Source organism: Thiohalocapsa sp., assembly GCF_022340605.1.
In the GTDB taxonomy this organism is placed as follows: Bacteria; Pseudomonadota; Gammaproteobacteria; order Chromatiales; family Chromatiaceae; genus Thiohalocapsa.
This window is the reverse complement of sequence record NZ_JAJDNQ010000078.1, coordinates 26344-40648: the sequence shown is the minus strand read 5'-3', so window position 1 is coordinate 40648 and position 14305 is coordinate 26344. Positions and strand designations below refer to the sequence as shown.

Sequence of the window (14305 nt, the reverse complement as noted above, 5' to 3'; positions counted from 1 at the left end):
AGCCGCATTTCGGGTGGTTGCACGAGTGCTTCGTTGCGGACATTCCGAGACCGGGCTCCCTCGTTGTCGCGGTCGTGGTCGTGGTCGTCATCGAATACCCGGACGGTTGAGATCGGGATTACGACGACGACAACGACAACGACAACGAAGGCAAAGTTAGGTGAAACGCTGCACTAGCTGGGCGCCTGTGTCTGCATGGAGCTGTTGTTCCACCCTTGAGGTTGATCGGACGGCGTGGTCTTGGCCGCGGGCCGGGATGGTCGGAAGCGGCGCAGGCGCAGGCTGTTGGTTACGACGAACAGGCTGGAGATGCTCATGGCGCCGGCGGCGATCATTGGATTCAGCAGCCAGCCGTTGAGCGGATAGAAGGCGCCGGCGGCGAGCGGAATGAGTGCGACGTTGTAGGCATAGGCCCAGAAGAAATTGAGCCGGATGGTGCGCAGGGTGCGCCGCGCCAGCGCTACCGCATCCGCGGCGCCGGTGAGCTCCCCGTTCATCAGGATCAGCTCGCCGGCTTCCACGGCGATGTCCGTGCCGGTGCCGATGGCGATGCCGACATCGGCCTGGGCGAGCGCCGGGGCGTCGTTGATGCCGTCGCCGACGAAGGCGACCTTGCCGCCTTCTGCGCCCTGTTTTTCCTGGAGCCGCTTGACTTCCGCCGCCTTGTCCGCCGGCAGCACCTCGGCCACCACGGATTCGATGCCCACCTGGCGGGCGACGGCCTCGGCGGTGCGCCAGCCGTCGCCGGTCAGCATCGCGACCTCGAGCCCCATCGCCTGCAATCGGGCCACGGCCTCCCGGCTCGAGGGCTTGATCGGGTCCGCCACCGCGAGCACGGCGATCAGCGCGTCGTCGGCGGCGACATAGATGGGCGTCTTGCCGTCCTTCGCGAGGTGGTTGGCCGTCTCCGCGGCTGCCGTCACCGAGACCGAGCGCTGCTCCATGAAGCGGTGCGCACCGACGGCGACCTGCCGTTCACCGATGCGTGCGCGGATACCGTAGCCGGGGACGGCGTCCACGTCGGTGGCCTCGGCCAGGGCCAGACCGCGCTCCCGGGCCGCGGCCACGATGGCGGTGCCGATGGGATGCTCGCTGTCGCGCTCCACCGCGGCAGCCAGGGCCAGTGCCTCGTCCTCGGCAACGCCGTAGGACTGTAGGTCGGTGAGCGCCGGGCGCCCAACGGTGAGCGTGCCGGTCTTGTCCAGCACGATGCGGTCCACCCGCGCCAGGGTCTCGAGCGCGGCCCCGCGGCGAAACAGAATGCCCAGCGCCGCGCCGCGCCCGGTGCCCACCATGATGGCCGTGGGCGTGGCGAGACCCATGGCGCACGGGCAAGCGATGAGCAGCACGCTGACTGCCGCCACGAACGCGAGCTCCAGCGCCGGCTGCGGTCCCAGCCAGAGCCAGGTGATGAAGGTGATCGCTGCGGCGAGGATGACCAGCGGCACGAACACCGCGGCGATCCGGTCGGCGACGCGCTGGATCGGCGGCTTGCCGGCCTGGGCATCCTCCACCAGCCGGATGATCTGGGCCAGCACCGTCTCCGAGCCCACCCGCGTTGCTTGGTAGCGAAAGGCGCCGGTCTGGTTCACGGTGCCGCCGATGACCTCGTCGCCGGGGTGTTTGCTCACCGGTTCGGGCTCGCCGCTGATCATGGACTCGTCGACGTGGCTCCGGCCCTCGGTCAGGGTGCCGTCCACCGGGATGCGCTCCCCCGGCCGCACGGCGATCAGGTCGCCCGGCACCACGGCATCCGCCGGCATTTCGGTCTCGCCGTCGGCGCTGACCACCCGTGCCGTCTTTGGCTGCAGGCCCACCAGGCGGCGGATGGCCTGGGAGGTCCGACCCTTGGCGACTGCCTCCAGGTAGCGGCCGAGCAGGATCAGCGTGATGATGACCCCGGTGGCCTCGAAATACAGGTGGGCCGTCCCCTCCGGAAACGCCTGCGGCATGGTGAGCGCCGCGAGCGAGTAGAGGTAGGCCGACCAGCTCCCCATCAGCACCAGGGTGTCCATGCCGGGGCTGAGATGCCGCAGCTCCGCCCAGCCGCGGGTGATGAAGCGCCGCCCTGACCACAGCAGGACCGGCGTGGCGAGCGCCAGCTCGATCCAGTCCCAGGCCGGCAGAGGCGCCAGCTTCAACAGCAGCGCCCGGACGCCGGGCAGGAACATGGGCGCCATGCTGATCAGCAAGAGTGGGACGGTGAGCGCCGCGGCGAAGATCAGGTCCCGCCGCAGGGCGCGCAGCTCGCGCTCGTGACGGGCGTGCTCGGCGTCCGGCGCCGCGTCCGCCGCCGCCGGCTCGTAGCCCGCCGCCCGGATCGCCTGGGCGATGCGCTCGCGGCTGACCGTGGCGGGCAGGTACTCGACCGCCGCCGACTCGGTGGTGAGGTTCACGGTCGCCGTGATCACGCCCGGCAGCGCCTTGATTGCCCGCTCCACGCGGGCGACGCAGGAGGCACAGGTCATGCCCGAGACGCCGATATTGACCTGCTCGACGACGGCGTCGTAGCCGGCGCCGCGCACCGCCTCCAGCAGCTCGGGGAGTTCCACCTCGTCGTACCGGACCACCGCCGTCTCCGCCGCCAGATTGACGCTGGCGGACTCGACCCCGGGCTTGCGCGCGATGGCCCGCTCGACCCGCGCCACGCAGGAGGCACAGGTCATGCCGCCGACGCCGATGCGCACCTCTTTCGTCATGTCCACCCCCTGCCGGCGGGACGACAATGCTTGAGCCGATGGCTCGTGGATAGAGCGCCTCCTGGCGAAGCGCCTCCGCCGATGGCCATCAACCGGCTGCGCCCGCCTCACGGACCTCGGCCTGATAGCCGGCCTCCTTGACCGCCGCGACCAGGGCATCCGGGTCCGGAGAGCCTTCCACCCTGGCCCTGCCTTGCTCCAGGCTGACCTCCTGGACCTTCGTCACGCCCGGCACCTGCGACAGCGCCTCGGTGACCGCCTTGACGCAGTGCATGCAGGACATGCCTTCGACTTTCAGCTCGATCATGCTGACCTCCGGTGAGCTCACGGATGAGAGAAACCGACCCCCGATGGTGGGGACGATCCACCAGAAGTCGCGCTTGTTCGGCGGCGCCTGGCCCACGGCGCGGGAATCGGCATGCTCTGTTAGATTTGGCGCATTTATTGCTTGAAGCTACAAATATCGTGGCGAGTCGATCAGCGGCTGACCTTTATCCAGCCCATGAGGATGACCATGCGGAAAATGCAACTGATGTGCCCACTACAGCTCCGATGCCTGACGCTCTGTGCCTGCCTGCCGAATGGCCCGGGCGATCACTAATGGTGTCTCCGGCCGTTGGTCCGGCTACGGGCCAATGCCTCCCGGTCAGGCCAGTCGGGCGCAAGCCAATCGACTGGCCAGGTTGATCCTGGATCGTGGGAGATAGCGCGCCCCGGCGCGCGCATGACAGTGCCCCGGGGTTGAGGCGTTCCGCGTCGCCGATTCGGATCAGGCGGGCGTGCTTGGGTTCGTGCGCCCAAGCTTGGCCGCGGCGGGCGCGAGCCATCGCGCTGCTCTCAGAACACCTTGGTCAGCGCTAAGGCCGCGAAGCTCAGAAAGAAGATGCCGCTGATTTGGTGCAACCGATGCAGCGGGATGCGCCGCAGCAGTCGGTGCCCGACCAGCACCGCGAGCGCCGATGTCGCACCGAGCGCCAGGGTGGCGCCAACCCAGACCGAAGCGGCCGGCAGTGTCCCCGTCATGCCGGCCACGGCGAGTTGTGTCTTATCGCCCATCTCCGCGAGAAACAGCATCAGGAACGTGGTGGCAAAGACGCCGTAGCCGCGTCGCTCCGCGATCTGCTCGGTGTCGTCTGCCGCGTCGGCGCGCAGCGAGAGCACCCCAAACAGCGCGAATAGGGTGGCAACGCCCGCCGCCAGGAGGCGCTCCGGAACCCAGTGTGCCAGTCCCGCACCCACGGCCACGGCGAGACTGTTGAGCACGACGAAGGCGGTCAGTGCTCCCAAGAGGACCGGCCGGTGGTGATACCGGGCCGCCAGGGCCATGCAGACGAGCTGACTCTTGTCGCCGACCTCGGCCACGAAGATAAGGCCGAACGTCATCGCGGTGGCGGTCATGCCGCCGAGCGCCGATGCGGAAGCGAGTGCGTCCAGGGTGTGCTCCGGTCGGTCGAGGCCAGGAAAGCCCGCGGATTTACCCCAATCCGTTGGAGACCGCAAGGAAGAGCGCAAAGCCGGCGATGAGGCTGAGCGCGGACCAGCGGCTGTCTTCCGCCGTCTCGTGGGCCTCGCTCAGCATGTCTTCCACCGCGGCGAGGATGAACAGGCCCGCGACGAACACCAGTGCCGTCATCTGCACGGCGTCTTGCTGCCCGCGCAGCGCGACGTAGGCCAGCGCGGCCGTGGCCATGACGGGAACGACGAAGGACGCCGCGAGCAGGAGCCGCCGCGCGCGGCTCACACCCTTGGCGCGGAAATTGGCGATCACGGCGAAGCCTTCGGGCACGTCCGCCAACACCTGGCCCAGCGCCAGGAACAGCGCGAGATGCGTCGACACCGCGGCCCCGGCGCCGATCAAAAGGCCGTCTCCGAGCAGGTCCGTGGTCACCGCCGCGTAGACCATCCAGGCGCCCGTTCCCGCGCCGGTCTGCTTACTCTGCTGCCATCGGTCGACGGCCGTCTCCAGCAGCAGATAGGCGCAGCCGCCGCCGAAAAACGCGAGCGCGAGGAGCCATGCCGGCGCCGTTCCAAGCGCCTCCGGCATCACTTCCACGGAGATGATGGCGAGAATGACGCCCGTGGCGGCGTGCAGCGCGCGGTTCAGGAATGCCCCGGACGGCCGCAAGCCTTCCGCGAGCAGGCCGCCCGCGAAATTGCCCAGGGCAGGGAGGAGCGCCAAGCCGAGAATCTGAAGGAATTCGTTGCTCATGTCGGAATCGCCGCCGCGTTGCGTGGGCATGATCGCGATGCCGCCGATCGCCCACTGGAACCGCCGTCGCGGCGGAAGTATGGAGGCCGCCGCTCTCGAGGCCTCCCGCGGCGCTGATCCGTGTCGCCCTCCAGAGCGACACTCCGGCCGACACTCGCTCACGCCGGACAGCGAACGGTATCGACAATTCCAAGGCCGTGCACTAGCCGGACCAGCCCCGTCTTGTGGGAGCGGCACTCCCGGTGCCGCGACCCGCGGCCAGGCCGCTTGCGCGGGCCCGAGCGCTCACCAAGGCGCAGGCCACCGCGCATCCCTCATCGCGCCACGAACAGCAGTGGCGCTCCCACGGTTGCGCGCAGCGGCGCAACGACGCGCCGCCCGTCGCAATCATTGTGGCGCAGCGCCCATTGCGCGAGACATTCGGCCTCCGCTTTGCACTGCAAATCCCATGCAGGCCGTCCACGGGCCGGGCGGCGTCTGCTGGTGTTCGCCGCATCGCAGCGCGGGTGCATCAGCACCCGGTCAGCTCTGTGCAATCTCGGCATATGCCCCGTCCGATGGCTCATTTGCACCGGCAATTCGGCTGGACCCGGCGCGCCGCGCGGGTCAGCGAGCTCCAAGCGCCCTGCCTGGCCCGCGCAATGTGCGACTGCTGCCGGAGGCGGTCGGGCTCATAGGCGCCTTGGTATCAATCTTGTGTATGCCTCAGGGAGGCGCAGTGTGGCCCAAGATCAGGCTGTGCCGCAGTTAGCCCCTGACTGCGCAAGTCTTGAACAAAGTGTCGAGGAGGTTTCGTTGAAGTTATCGAGTATTCGCACGACAACGACAACGAGGAGATGCTTCGGCCACGGGGTTGGTTCCGGCTCTCCCGGGTTAGGGGGAGATGACCGCGATGACGGACGCTGCGTCCAGGCTATGCCTTAAGGCACGAATGGGGCCGGTTCGGCGCCGGACGGGCGTCAAGACCTTCGGGGGTGGTGTATGACAGCGCTGATCGCGCTCGCGCTCATCCTGCTGTTGTCCGGCGGGCTGATGCTGCTGCTTGCCCAGGTCGAGGTGGGACCGATGCCGGGCAGCGAGCCGCAGAAGGTGCCTTTTCTTGGCGGCAGCGAGCCTGCGACGCACGCCTGGCAGCGCTTCCACCTGCGCTACTACCCCATGACGCTGCTCTTCATCGCCTTCGAGATGGAGATGATGTTCATGTACCCCTGGGCCGTGGTCTATGCCGAGATCGGCGCCAAGGCGCTGGCCGAGATGGGGATGTTCCTGCTGATCCTGTCCATTGGCATCTTCTACGGCTGGCGGGAGGGGATCTTCCGGTGGCAGTGAGCGAAGCGATCCCGCGCGGACACCGGCAAGTTCGCTACTTCGCCGCTATCGGCGAGGACGCCCTGGCGTGGGTCGAGGGTCTGGCGCGGGACGCCGGGCTGCGGCGCGTGCCCACGCCGCGCGCCGCCAGCCTGCTGTTGATCGCGGGACGGCTGCCGGAGCGGAGCTGGCCCGCGCTGCGCCGGGTGCACGACCAGATGCCACATCCGCGGGCGGTGCTCCATTGGGGCGAGGGGGCGCAGCCGGTGCCGGACGCGGTGGCGCTCGCACCGGCCGCCACGCCCGCCGTCGCAATGCGCGCTTTGCAGGGCGATCTGGACCGTGGCGCCAGGGGCTCGTCGCCGGACCTGCTCCCGAACGAGCCGCCGGCACCCTGGCTGGGCAAGGGGCCGCACGGTCAGGGCGGGGAGGGCATGATGGGTGGTACGCCCTACGGGCGCCCCATGACCATGCGTGGCGACGAGCTGCGGGACGGTCTCAGGCTCGACGCCCACGCGGTCACCCTCGGTCCGTTCGCGCCCATGCTGCCGCCGGGCCTGGCGCTGGACTTGCGGCTGCAAGGCGACGTCATCCAGCGGGTCGAGGTGATGCAGCCGCCGTTTCGCGATGCGATGGTGGAGGCACCCTTCGCCGCGGCCATCGACCGGCCCATGTCGGCCGCCGGTCTCGAGCGCGCCCGCGCGGTGCACCATCTGCGCTGCCTCGGGCGCTTCTGCGCCCTGCGGGGTGCCGCAGCGCCGGCGGCCCGCGCCTACGCGTCGGCGTATCGGGCAACGATTGGCGGCAGGGTCGACCTCGGGTCGCTCAGGCGGTGGCTTTGGCTCTCGGGGTTGCGGCCGGGCATCGCGCCCGGGCTCGGCACTCTGAGTGCAGCGCAGCGGGGCTGTCTGAGTGGGCCGGCGCTGCGCGCGGCTGGGGTGCCGGACGACCTGCGCACGCGGCTGGAGCCATACACCGGGGTCGGCTTTGCGCCCATCGCCCGGCAAGCCGGCGATGTGCGTGCCCGCATCGATCAGTGGCTCGCCGAGGCGGCGCAGGCGCTGGATCTCGCGGCGCGGCTGGAGGGGCTGCCGCCGACGACCTTCGCCGAGGGGCTGGAAGGTCCGGCGGGTGCGCTCGGCGCGCCCGCGGGCGGCGACCGGGGCGACCGGCCGGCACTGGACCTGGATGCGCTGCTCCGCGGTCTCGAATGGGGCCAGGCCGTCAGCGTGCTCGCCAGCTTCTCGCCCGATGCCCTGCGCCGGATGCTCGGGGCGGCAGGATGATGGGCCCGCTCACCGCGCTGCCCCTCACCCTCTGCGTGCTCTTCGCCGGCATGATCCTGGTGGGTGTGCTGGACGCGCTCGCCTGGCGCCTGCTGGGACGGGTGCCCATCGATGACGATGATCGCCTGACGCTCGGCGGGCTGCGCGCCGTGATCCGCCGCCAGTCGATCAGCACGGAGCGCCCGGATCTCGCCGCCTGGCGGCTCGCGCCGGCACTGTATTTTGGCCTCGCCGCGGCCGGGCTGGCGCTGGTGCCGGTGGCGGTGGCGGTGGGTCGGGCGCCCGTGGACGTCGAGGCCGGCATCGTCGTCTGGGGGGCGGTGGAGGCGCTGACGGTGATCGCCGTCTTCCTGCACGGTTGGTCCAGCAACGCGCTGTTGCCGCTGATGGGCGCCTATCGCTTCGTCGCCATTGGGCTCTCCATCATGCTGGTCAGCATGTTCGTGCTCATCGGTGCGGCGCTGCCGGCCGGGTCGCTGCGCCTGACCGCCATCGTCGAGTCGCAGCGCGAGCTCTGGAACCTGGTCCGCCAGCCCCTGGGCCTGCCGCTGTTTCTGCTGCTCGGGCTCGCCATCACGCTGCGCGGGCCGCTGGATTACGCCGATGCGCCGGATCTGGCGGGCGGCACCTCCGCCGAGGACAACGCCCAGCTCCGGCTCGCCTGGCAGCTCGCGCGGGCGGCCATGCTGGTGGCCTTCGCCGCGATGGCGGCGACGGTCTTCCTCGGCGGGCCGCTGGGGCCGGTGCTGCCGGGGCCCGTCTGGCTCGCGCTGAAGGCCGGGCTCGTCGCGGCCGTGCTGGTCGTGCTCGGTCACCTGCTCGCCCGGCCGGACGCGTCGCGCATGATGACCTTCATCTGGGTGGTGCTGCTGCCGCTGTCGTTTCTGGATCTCGCCATCGCCGGCCTGGAGGCGTTGCGATGAGCTGGGCGGACGGCGTCTTCTGGCTGCTCGCCGCGGTGGCGCTGCTGACAGGCTGGCGCGTGTTCCGTACCGACTCCATGGTGCGCGCGTCGTTCTTGCTGCTCGCGTCCTTCATCGCGGTGGGCGCCATGATGCTGATGCTCGGCGCCGCCTATCTCGGCTTTGCGACCATTTTCATGATGGCCGTGGAGATGATGGTCATGGCCCTGTTCATGGTGATGTTCATGATGAACCCGGCCGGGCTGAATCCGATGGTCATGGTCCATCAGCATGGCCTCGCCATCGTCGCCGGACTCGTGACCTTTGCCGGCCTCAGCGCCTTTGCGCTGAGCCTCGACCTGCCGGACCGGCCACTGCCGGGCGGCGCCGAGGTGATCGCCCCGCTCGGGCGCGAGCTGCTCGGCCCATCGATGCTGGTGTTCGAGTCGGCGGGGGTGACGCTGCTCGCCACCATGCTCTGCGTGGTCATCCTGTCCAGCCGCTCGGGGCGCTTCGGCCCGTCGGACCTGGGCTCGGTGCCACCGGCCGTCGATCCAGCCATCGAGGAAGATCCATGACCCTGCAGGCCATCGGGGTGGTGGCGGCCGGCCTGATCGGGCTCGGCGTGTACGGGACGCTGTCGCAGCAGTCCATCGTGATGCTGATGATGGGTCTGGAGCTCATCATCAACGGCGTGCTGCTGGCCACCGTGGGCTTCTGGTCCTTGACCACCGGGGGCTTGCCGGAGGGGCAGTTGCTGGCCATCGTCGCGATGGCGGTGATGGCGGTGGAGATGGCCATCGGCTTTGCGCTCGTCGTCGCCGTTTTCCGACGCCGGGAAGTGGATATGACCGACCGGCTCGGGAGCATGAAGCACTGATGCTCTGGCTGCTCCCGCTCACCGCCATGCTCGCGGCCGTACTGGCGCTGGGCCTGCGCGGGCGTATCGCGCTCGCGGCCTGGGGCACGGCAGCCATGCTCGCCGCGCTCGGCGAGAGCGCGGCGGCGGTGCTCGGTGACTGGAGCGGGCAGTGGGGCTTTGGGCCGGCAATCACCCTCCATGCCCGGCTCGCGCCCGCGAGCGACGTGCTCGTCTGCCTCGTCCCGGCGGTTGCGCTCCCCGTGGTGCTCTTCGCGGCCATGCACGAGGCCCGCGCGGGGCTGACGCGGCTGGTCGCGCTGCTGCTCTTCTTCGCCGGCGCCATGCAGCTTCTGGTGGTGGCCGATGATCTGCTGACCCTGCTCATCGGCTGGGAGCTGGTGGGGGCCTGCTCCTGGGCGCTGATCGCGCACGACTGGCGTGCGCTCGAGAACCCGCGCAGCGCGACACTCGCGCTGTTGGTGACGCGCTTCGGCGACCTGGGCCTGTTCCTGGCCGCGATGACCACCTTCGCGGCCACCGGCTCCTTCGCGTTCGAGGCGATCGGCACGCTGCACGGGTGGCCGCTCCACCTGGTGGCGGCCGGGCTGCTGCTGGCTGCTGCCGCCAAGTCGGCGCAGCTCCCGTTCTCGTTCTGGCTGTTTCGCGCCATGGCCGGGCCGAGCTCGGTCTCGGCGCTGCTGCATGCCGCGACCATGGTGGCCGCGGGGGCCTACCTGCTGGTGCGGCTGCAGCCGGTGCTGGCCGGTGTTGGCTGGGTCGCCCCGACCGTCATCGGCATCGGGCTCGCGACGGCCGTGGGCGGTGGTCTGGTGGCGGTCTTCCAGCCCCACGTCAAGCGGCTGCTCGCGGCCTCGACCTCCGCCCACTACGGGCTCATGTGGGTGGCCGTGGGTGCTGGCTACCCACTGGTCGCCCTGCTGCACCTGGTGGTGCACGCTTCCTTCAAGGCGCTGTTGTTCCTGAGCGCGGGTCTCGCCGCGTCGGCAGGGGGCAGCGCGCTGCTCGCCGATTTGGGGCTCGGCCGGCGCCTGCCGCGGCTGGCGCTGCTGTCGCTCATCGGCACCCTGGCGCTCGCGGGCGTCCCGCCGCTCGCGGGTGCCTGGAGCAAGGAGCTGATCGGGGCGGCAGCGGAGCAGTGGAGCCCCTGGCTCGCTGCGGGCGTGCTGCTCGTCGGGGCGCTGTCGGGCTGCTACGCGGCGCGCTGGCAGTGGCAGGTGTTCGGACCTTCGGGCGGGGAGGGCGGCGAGCTCCACGCGCGGCCGGGCCGCGGCGCCATGGCCGCCGTCACCTTGCTGGCGGTGGAGACGCTTGCGCTGTCGCTGCTGTTGGCGCCGCCGGTGAGGGATTGGCTGGCGGCCGGCCCGGATGCCAGTGCCGGTTCCGGCCTCGCTTCCGCGCTGCCCAGCGAGACCTTGTGGATGACGCGGGCGACACTGCTGGCGCTGGGGGTCGGCCTCTACGCCGCGCGCTGGCTGGTGGCGAGCCGGCCGCGCCTGGGCGAGCGCGACGCCGATGGCGCGCTGGCGGATTGGCTCGGGCTGCCGACCCTGGTGGATACTGCCGTCTCGCGCCCGCTGGCGCGGCTGGCGACGGCGGCGGCGCGGTTCGACGACGCCGTGCTGGATGCGATTCCCACGGGCATTGCCCGGCTCGGCCGCTGGTCCGTGGGTGTCACGGCGCGGGGGATCGAGCGCGTCATGGACGGAGCCGCGGAGGGCGCTGCCTGGCTCACGGATGGTGCCGGCCGCGACCTGCGACACCTGGAGACGGGGCTCGCCCATCATTACCTGTTCTGGATCGCGGCCGGCGCGGTCGGGATGGCGGCCTTCGTCCTGCTCGGAGCCTGAGATGCTGAGCGCCACGATATGGGTGCCATTGATCGGCGCCGTGCTGCTCGCCGCCTGGCGCGATGCGAGCCCGCGGGGGCTGCGCATCGCCGCCGTGCTCATCGCATCCATCCCGCTCGTCCTGCTCGTCGTGGCCTGGGTGCGCTTCGACGCCGCGGCGGATGCGCCGCTGTTCCAACTGGTGGAGGAGCTGCGCTGGATTTCGACCCTGGGTGTCGCCTGGCGGCTCGGGGTCGACGGCATCGCGCTCGCGGTGGCGAGCGTCAGCGCCCTGGTCTTCGTCGCCGCGGTCGCCTATCCGCCGCCCAACTCCGCGTCCGACGAAGGCCGGCTGCGGCACTACTACGCTTGGCTGCTTTTCCTCGACGGCATCTCGCTCGGCGTCTTCCTGGCGCTGGACCTGCTGCTGTTCTATGTCTTCTTCGACCTCAGCCTGGTGGGGATGTACTTCTTGATCGGCCGCTTTGGCCACGGCGAGGACGCCAGGCGGGCGGCGCTCAAGTTCTTCATCTATACGCTTGGCGGGTCGCTGGCGATGCTGCTCGGCATCATCGGCCTGGTGCTGGCGACGGACCCGCTGACCTTCGACATGCGCACCCTCATCGCCGCGCAGCCGCTCTCCGGGGGCGGGACCTACGCGGGGCTCGTGCTGCTCGGTCTGATCCTGGGGCTCGGGATCAAGACGCCCATCGTGCCCTTTCACACCTGGCTGCCGCCGGCGCACGTGGACGCACCCGGGCCGGCCTCGGCGATCCTGGCCGGCGTGCTGCTGAAGATGGGCACCTACGGGCTGGTGCGTCTGCCGTTTTCCATGCTGCGCGAGACCTTTGCGCACTACGCCTTGCCGCTTGCGATCGTCGCGGTCGTGTCCATCGTCTACGGCGCCCTGGTGGCCTGGGGGCAGACCAACCTGAAGCGGCGCATCGCCTACACCTCGGTCAATCACATGGGGTACGTCGTGCTCGGCATCGCGGCGGCCGCCGGGCTGAGCGGGCAGGCGAGCGCGCGGGCGGTGGCGTTGACGGGCGCAACGTTCGAGATGGTGGCCCACGCCCTGATCACGGGCGCGCTGTTTCTGATCGCGGGCGCCTTCTGGCAGCGCGGCGGCGAGTACGAGCTGCGCGCCTATGGCGGACTGGCGCGGCGCGCGCCGCGGCTGACCGGCCTCACGGTGCTCGCCGCCTTCGCGAGCCTGGGCCTGCCGGGGCTCGCGGGCTTCGTCGCGGAATTCCAGGTCTTCGCCGGGGCCTTCGCTGTCTACCCCTGGCTCGCGGCCATTGCCCTGCTCGGCATCCTGATCACGGCGGCGCTGTTCCTGCAAATGCTGCAACTGCTCTTCTTCGGCGAGCTGCCGGCGCGTTGGTCGGGCTTTGCCGATCTCGGTTGGTCCGAGACCCTGGTGCTCTGCGGCCTGCTGTTGCTCGTCGTCGTACTGGGTGTCTATCCGGGCTGGGCACTCACGGTGATCGGCGCGACGGCCACGCGATTGGTGGCGGGCTGAGATGCCGCTGGCACGGCTCGTCCCGGAGCTCGCCGTGCTGCTGGCCGCCATCGTGGTGATCCTGTCCGCGAGCCTGCTGCCGCGGCGGCAGCAGGGGTTCTGCGCGCTGCTCGCGGCGCTCGGGCTCGTCGTGGCGGCGGCGGCCGCGGGCTTGCAACTGGGCTGGCCCGCGGCGCTCGGCTTCAGCGGCACCTGGGCGATCGATCGCGTCACCGTCTGGGCCAAGCTCATCATTCTGGGCGGGACGCTGCTGGTGCTCTTGATGTCGCCGGAATGGCTGCGCCGCGACCCCAGGCACGGCGAATACTATGCGGTGCTGCTGTTCGCGACCGTCGGTGCGCTGATGATGGCGGGCGCCGCCGACACCATGGAGCTGGTCATCGGCGTCCTGCTCAGCTCGACCACCGGCTATACCCTGGCCGCCTATCACCGCGGCGATGACCTGTCCGTCGAGGCCGGGATGAAGTTCTTCCTGGTGGGCGCGCTGGCGAATGCGCTGCTGCTGATCGGCGTCGTCTGGCTGTTCGGGCTGGCCGGCTCGACGGAGTACGCCGTCATCAAAGAGGCGGTCGGGAGCGGGCAGCCGGACACGGCCTGGCTGGTCGCGGCGACCTTCGTGGTGATCGGGCTCTGCTTCAAGCTCGGCGCCGTGCCGGCGCACACCTGGATGCCGGACGCCGCCCAAGGCGCACCGGTGCCGGCGGCCGGCTATCTCACCGTGGTGCCGAAGGTGGGCGCGGCCGTCGCGCTGGCCCGCCTCGGCCAGGTGCTCGGCGGCGAGCTCGCAGGCTGGTCCGGGCTCATTGCCACGCTGGCCGTCCTGAGCATGACCCTGGGCAACCTGGCAGCGCTGCGGCAGACGGACGTGCGCCGGCTGCTCGGCTGGTCGTCGGTGTCCCAATCCGGGTATCTGCTGGTGGCCGTGGCCATGATCGGCCGCAGCGGGCAGGCGCTGCCGGCGCTGATCGTCTTCCTCGCCGGCTATGCGGCGGCCAACCTGGCCGCCTTCGCCGTGGTGGCGCGGCTGCGGGGGCGCGCTGATCTTCAGGACTATCGCGGACTCGCCCGCGCGCGGCCCTGGAGCATGCTGGTGCTGACCATCGCGCTCCTGTCGCTGCTCGGGATTCCGCCGCTCGTGGGCTTCGCGGGCAAGCTCTTGCTGATGCTGGCGGCGGTGGACGGCGGCCTGAGCTGGCTCGCGGTGGCCGTGGTGCTGAACTCGGTGATCTCGCTGTTCTACTACGCCCGCGTCATCGGCCCGATGTACTTCGAGCCGCCACCGCCCCGGGTCGCCGTGCTGGGGCCCTGGGCGCAGACGGCGATGCTGCTCGCGGGTGCGTTAACCGTCGGGCTTGGGTTCGGCGTGGATGGGCTGCTCAGGGGCCTGGCCGGGGCAGTGCTGCTGCCTTAGGGCAAGAGAACGAGGACAGGATGGAATACGCGAAACTCGCAGACACCGATCTCACCGTCTCCCGCATCGGGCCTGGCACCCGAGCCATCGACAAGGTCATTGCCGAGCACGTCACCGATTCGGCCGGTCCGGAGCTCATGGCGCCGCCGGTGCGGGAGGAGACCGAATAGGGCGGGGCGGGGGCAACGCGGGGCTGGCGTCAGCGCTCCGCAGGTCGGGCTGAGGAACGAAGCCCGACACCGCGCTTTGGACCTTTTCG

At 70.4% G+C, this 14305-nt stretch carries 13 protein-coding genes; 9 read left to right on the top strand and 4 right to left on the bottom strand.

Annotated features, from left to right (window positions below; genetic code table 11):
- Positions 1-173 precede the first annotated feature (173 nt).
- From LJE69_RS10415 to LJE69_RS10400, 4 genes are all read right to left on the bottom strand, one after another.
- A complete protein-coding gene (locus LJE69_RS10415) occupies positions 174-2699 on the bottom strand; it encodes a heavy metal translocating P-type ATPase (protein ID WP_296924611.1) in 2526 nt (841 codons plus the stop codon).
- Positions 2700-2787: 88 nt separating this feature from the next.
- Positions 2788-3006, bottom strand: coding sequence for a heavy-metal-associated domain-containing protein (locus LJE69_RS10410; RefSeq protein WP_296924609.1), 219 nt, complete (start codon positions 3004-3006; stop codon positions 2788-2790).
- Positions 3007-3536: 530 nt separating this feature from the next.
- Complete coding sequence (locus LJE69_RS10405; protein ID WP_296924607.1) at positions 3537-4097, bottom strand: TMEM165/GDT1 family protein; 561 nt, start codon at positions 4095-4097, stop codon at positions 3537-3539.
- Between the two features lie 76 nt (positions 4098-4173).
- On the bottom strand, positions 4174-4908 hold the full coding sequence (locus LJE69_RS10400) for a peptidoglycan-binding protein (RefSeq protein WP_296924604.1): 735 nt from the start codon (positions 4906-4908) through the stop codon (positions 4174-4176).
- A gap of 981 nt (positions 4909-5889) precedes the next feature.
- Here LJE69_RS10400 and LJE69_RS10395 point away from each other — a divergent pair.
- From LJE69_RS10395 to LJE69_RS10355, 9 genes are read left to right on the top strand one after another with little or no spacing between them, the layout of a single operon-like run.
- The gene (locus LJE69_RS10395) at positions 5890-6237 is read left to right on the top strand and encodes an NADH-quinone oxidoreductase subunit A (protein ID WP_296924602.1); all 348 of its coding nucleotides are present in this window, start codon (positions 5890-5892) and stop codon (positions 6235-6237) included.
- A complete protein-coding gene (locus LJE69_RS10390) occupies positions 6234-7502 on the top strand; it encodes a hypothetical protein (RefSeq protein ID WP_296924600.1) in 1269 nt (422 codons plus the stop codon). The genes LJE69_RS10395 and LJE69_RS10390 overlap by 4 nt, the downstream gene beginning before the upstream one ends.
- Positions 7502-8425, top strand: a complete 924-nt coding sequence (locus LJE69_RS10385) for an NADH-quinone oxidoreductase subunit H (protein ID WP_296924598.1) — start codon at positions 7502-7504, stop codon at positions 8423-8425. The genes LJE69_RS10390 and LJE69_RS10385 overlap by 1 nt, the downstream gene beginning before the upstream one ends.
- A complete protein-coding gene (locus tag LJE69_RS10380) occupies positions 8422-8982 on the top strand; it encodes an NADH-quinone oxidoreductase subunit J (RefSeq protein ID WP_296924595.1) in 561 nt (186 codons plus the stop codon). The genes LJE69_RS10385 and LJE69_RS10380 overlap by 4 nt, the downstream gene beginning before the upstream one ends.
- Positions 8979-9284, top strand: a complete 306-nt coding sequence (gene nuoK, locus LJE69_RS10375; RefSeq protein WP_296924594.1) for an NADH-quinone oxidoreductase subunit NuoK — start codon at positions 8979-8981, stop codon at positions 9282-9284. The genes LJE69_RS10380 and nuoK overlap by 4 nt, the downstream gene beginning before the upstream one ends.
- Positions 9284-11134, top strand: coding sequence for a proton-conducting transporter membrane subunit (locus tag LJE69_RS10370; RefSeq protein ID WP_296924592.1), 1851 nt, complete (start codon positions 9284-9286; stop codon positions 11132-11134). The genes nuoK and LJE69_RS10370 overlap by 1 nt, the downstream gene beginning before the upstream one ends.
- 1 nt (position 11135) lies before the next feature.
- Positions 11136-12635, top strand: coding sequence for a NuoM family protein (locus tag LJE69_RS10365; protein WP_296924590.1), 1500 nt, complete (start codon positions 11136-11138; stop codon positions 12633-12635).
- Position 12636: 1 nt separating this feature from the next.
- Positions 12637-14046, top strand: coding sequence for an NADH-quinone oxidoreductase subunit N (locus LJE69_RS10360; RefSeq protein WP_296924588.1), 1410 nt, complete (start codon positions 12637-12639; stop codon positions 14044-14046).
- Positions 14047-14066: 20 nt separating this feature from the next.
- Positions 14067-14216 carry a hypothetical protein gene (locus tag LJE69_RS10355; protein WP_296924586.1) on the top strand — a complete coding sequence of 50 codons (150 nt, stop codon included), beginning with the start codon at positions 14067-14069 and terminating at the stop codon, positions 14214-14216.
- Positions 14217-14305 lie beyond the last annotated feature (89 nt).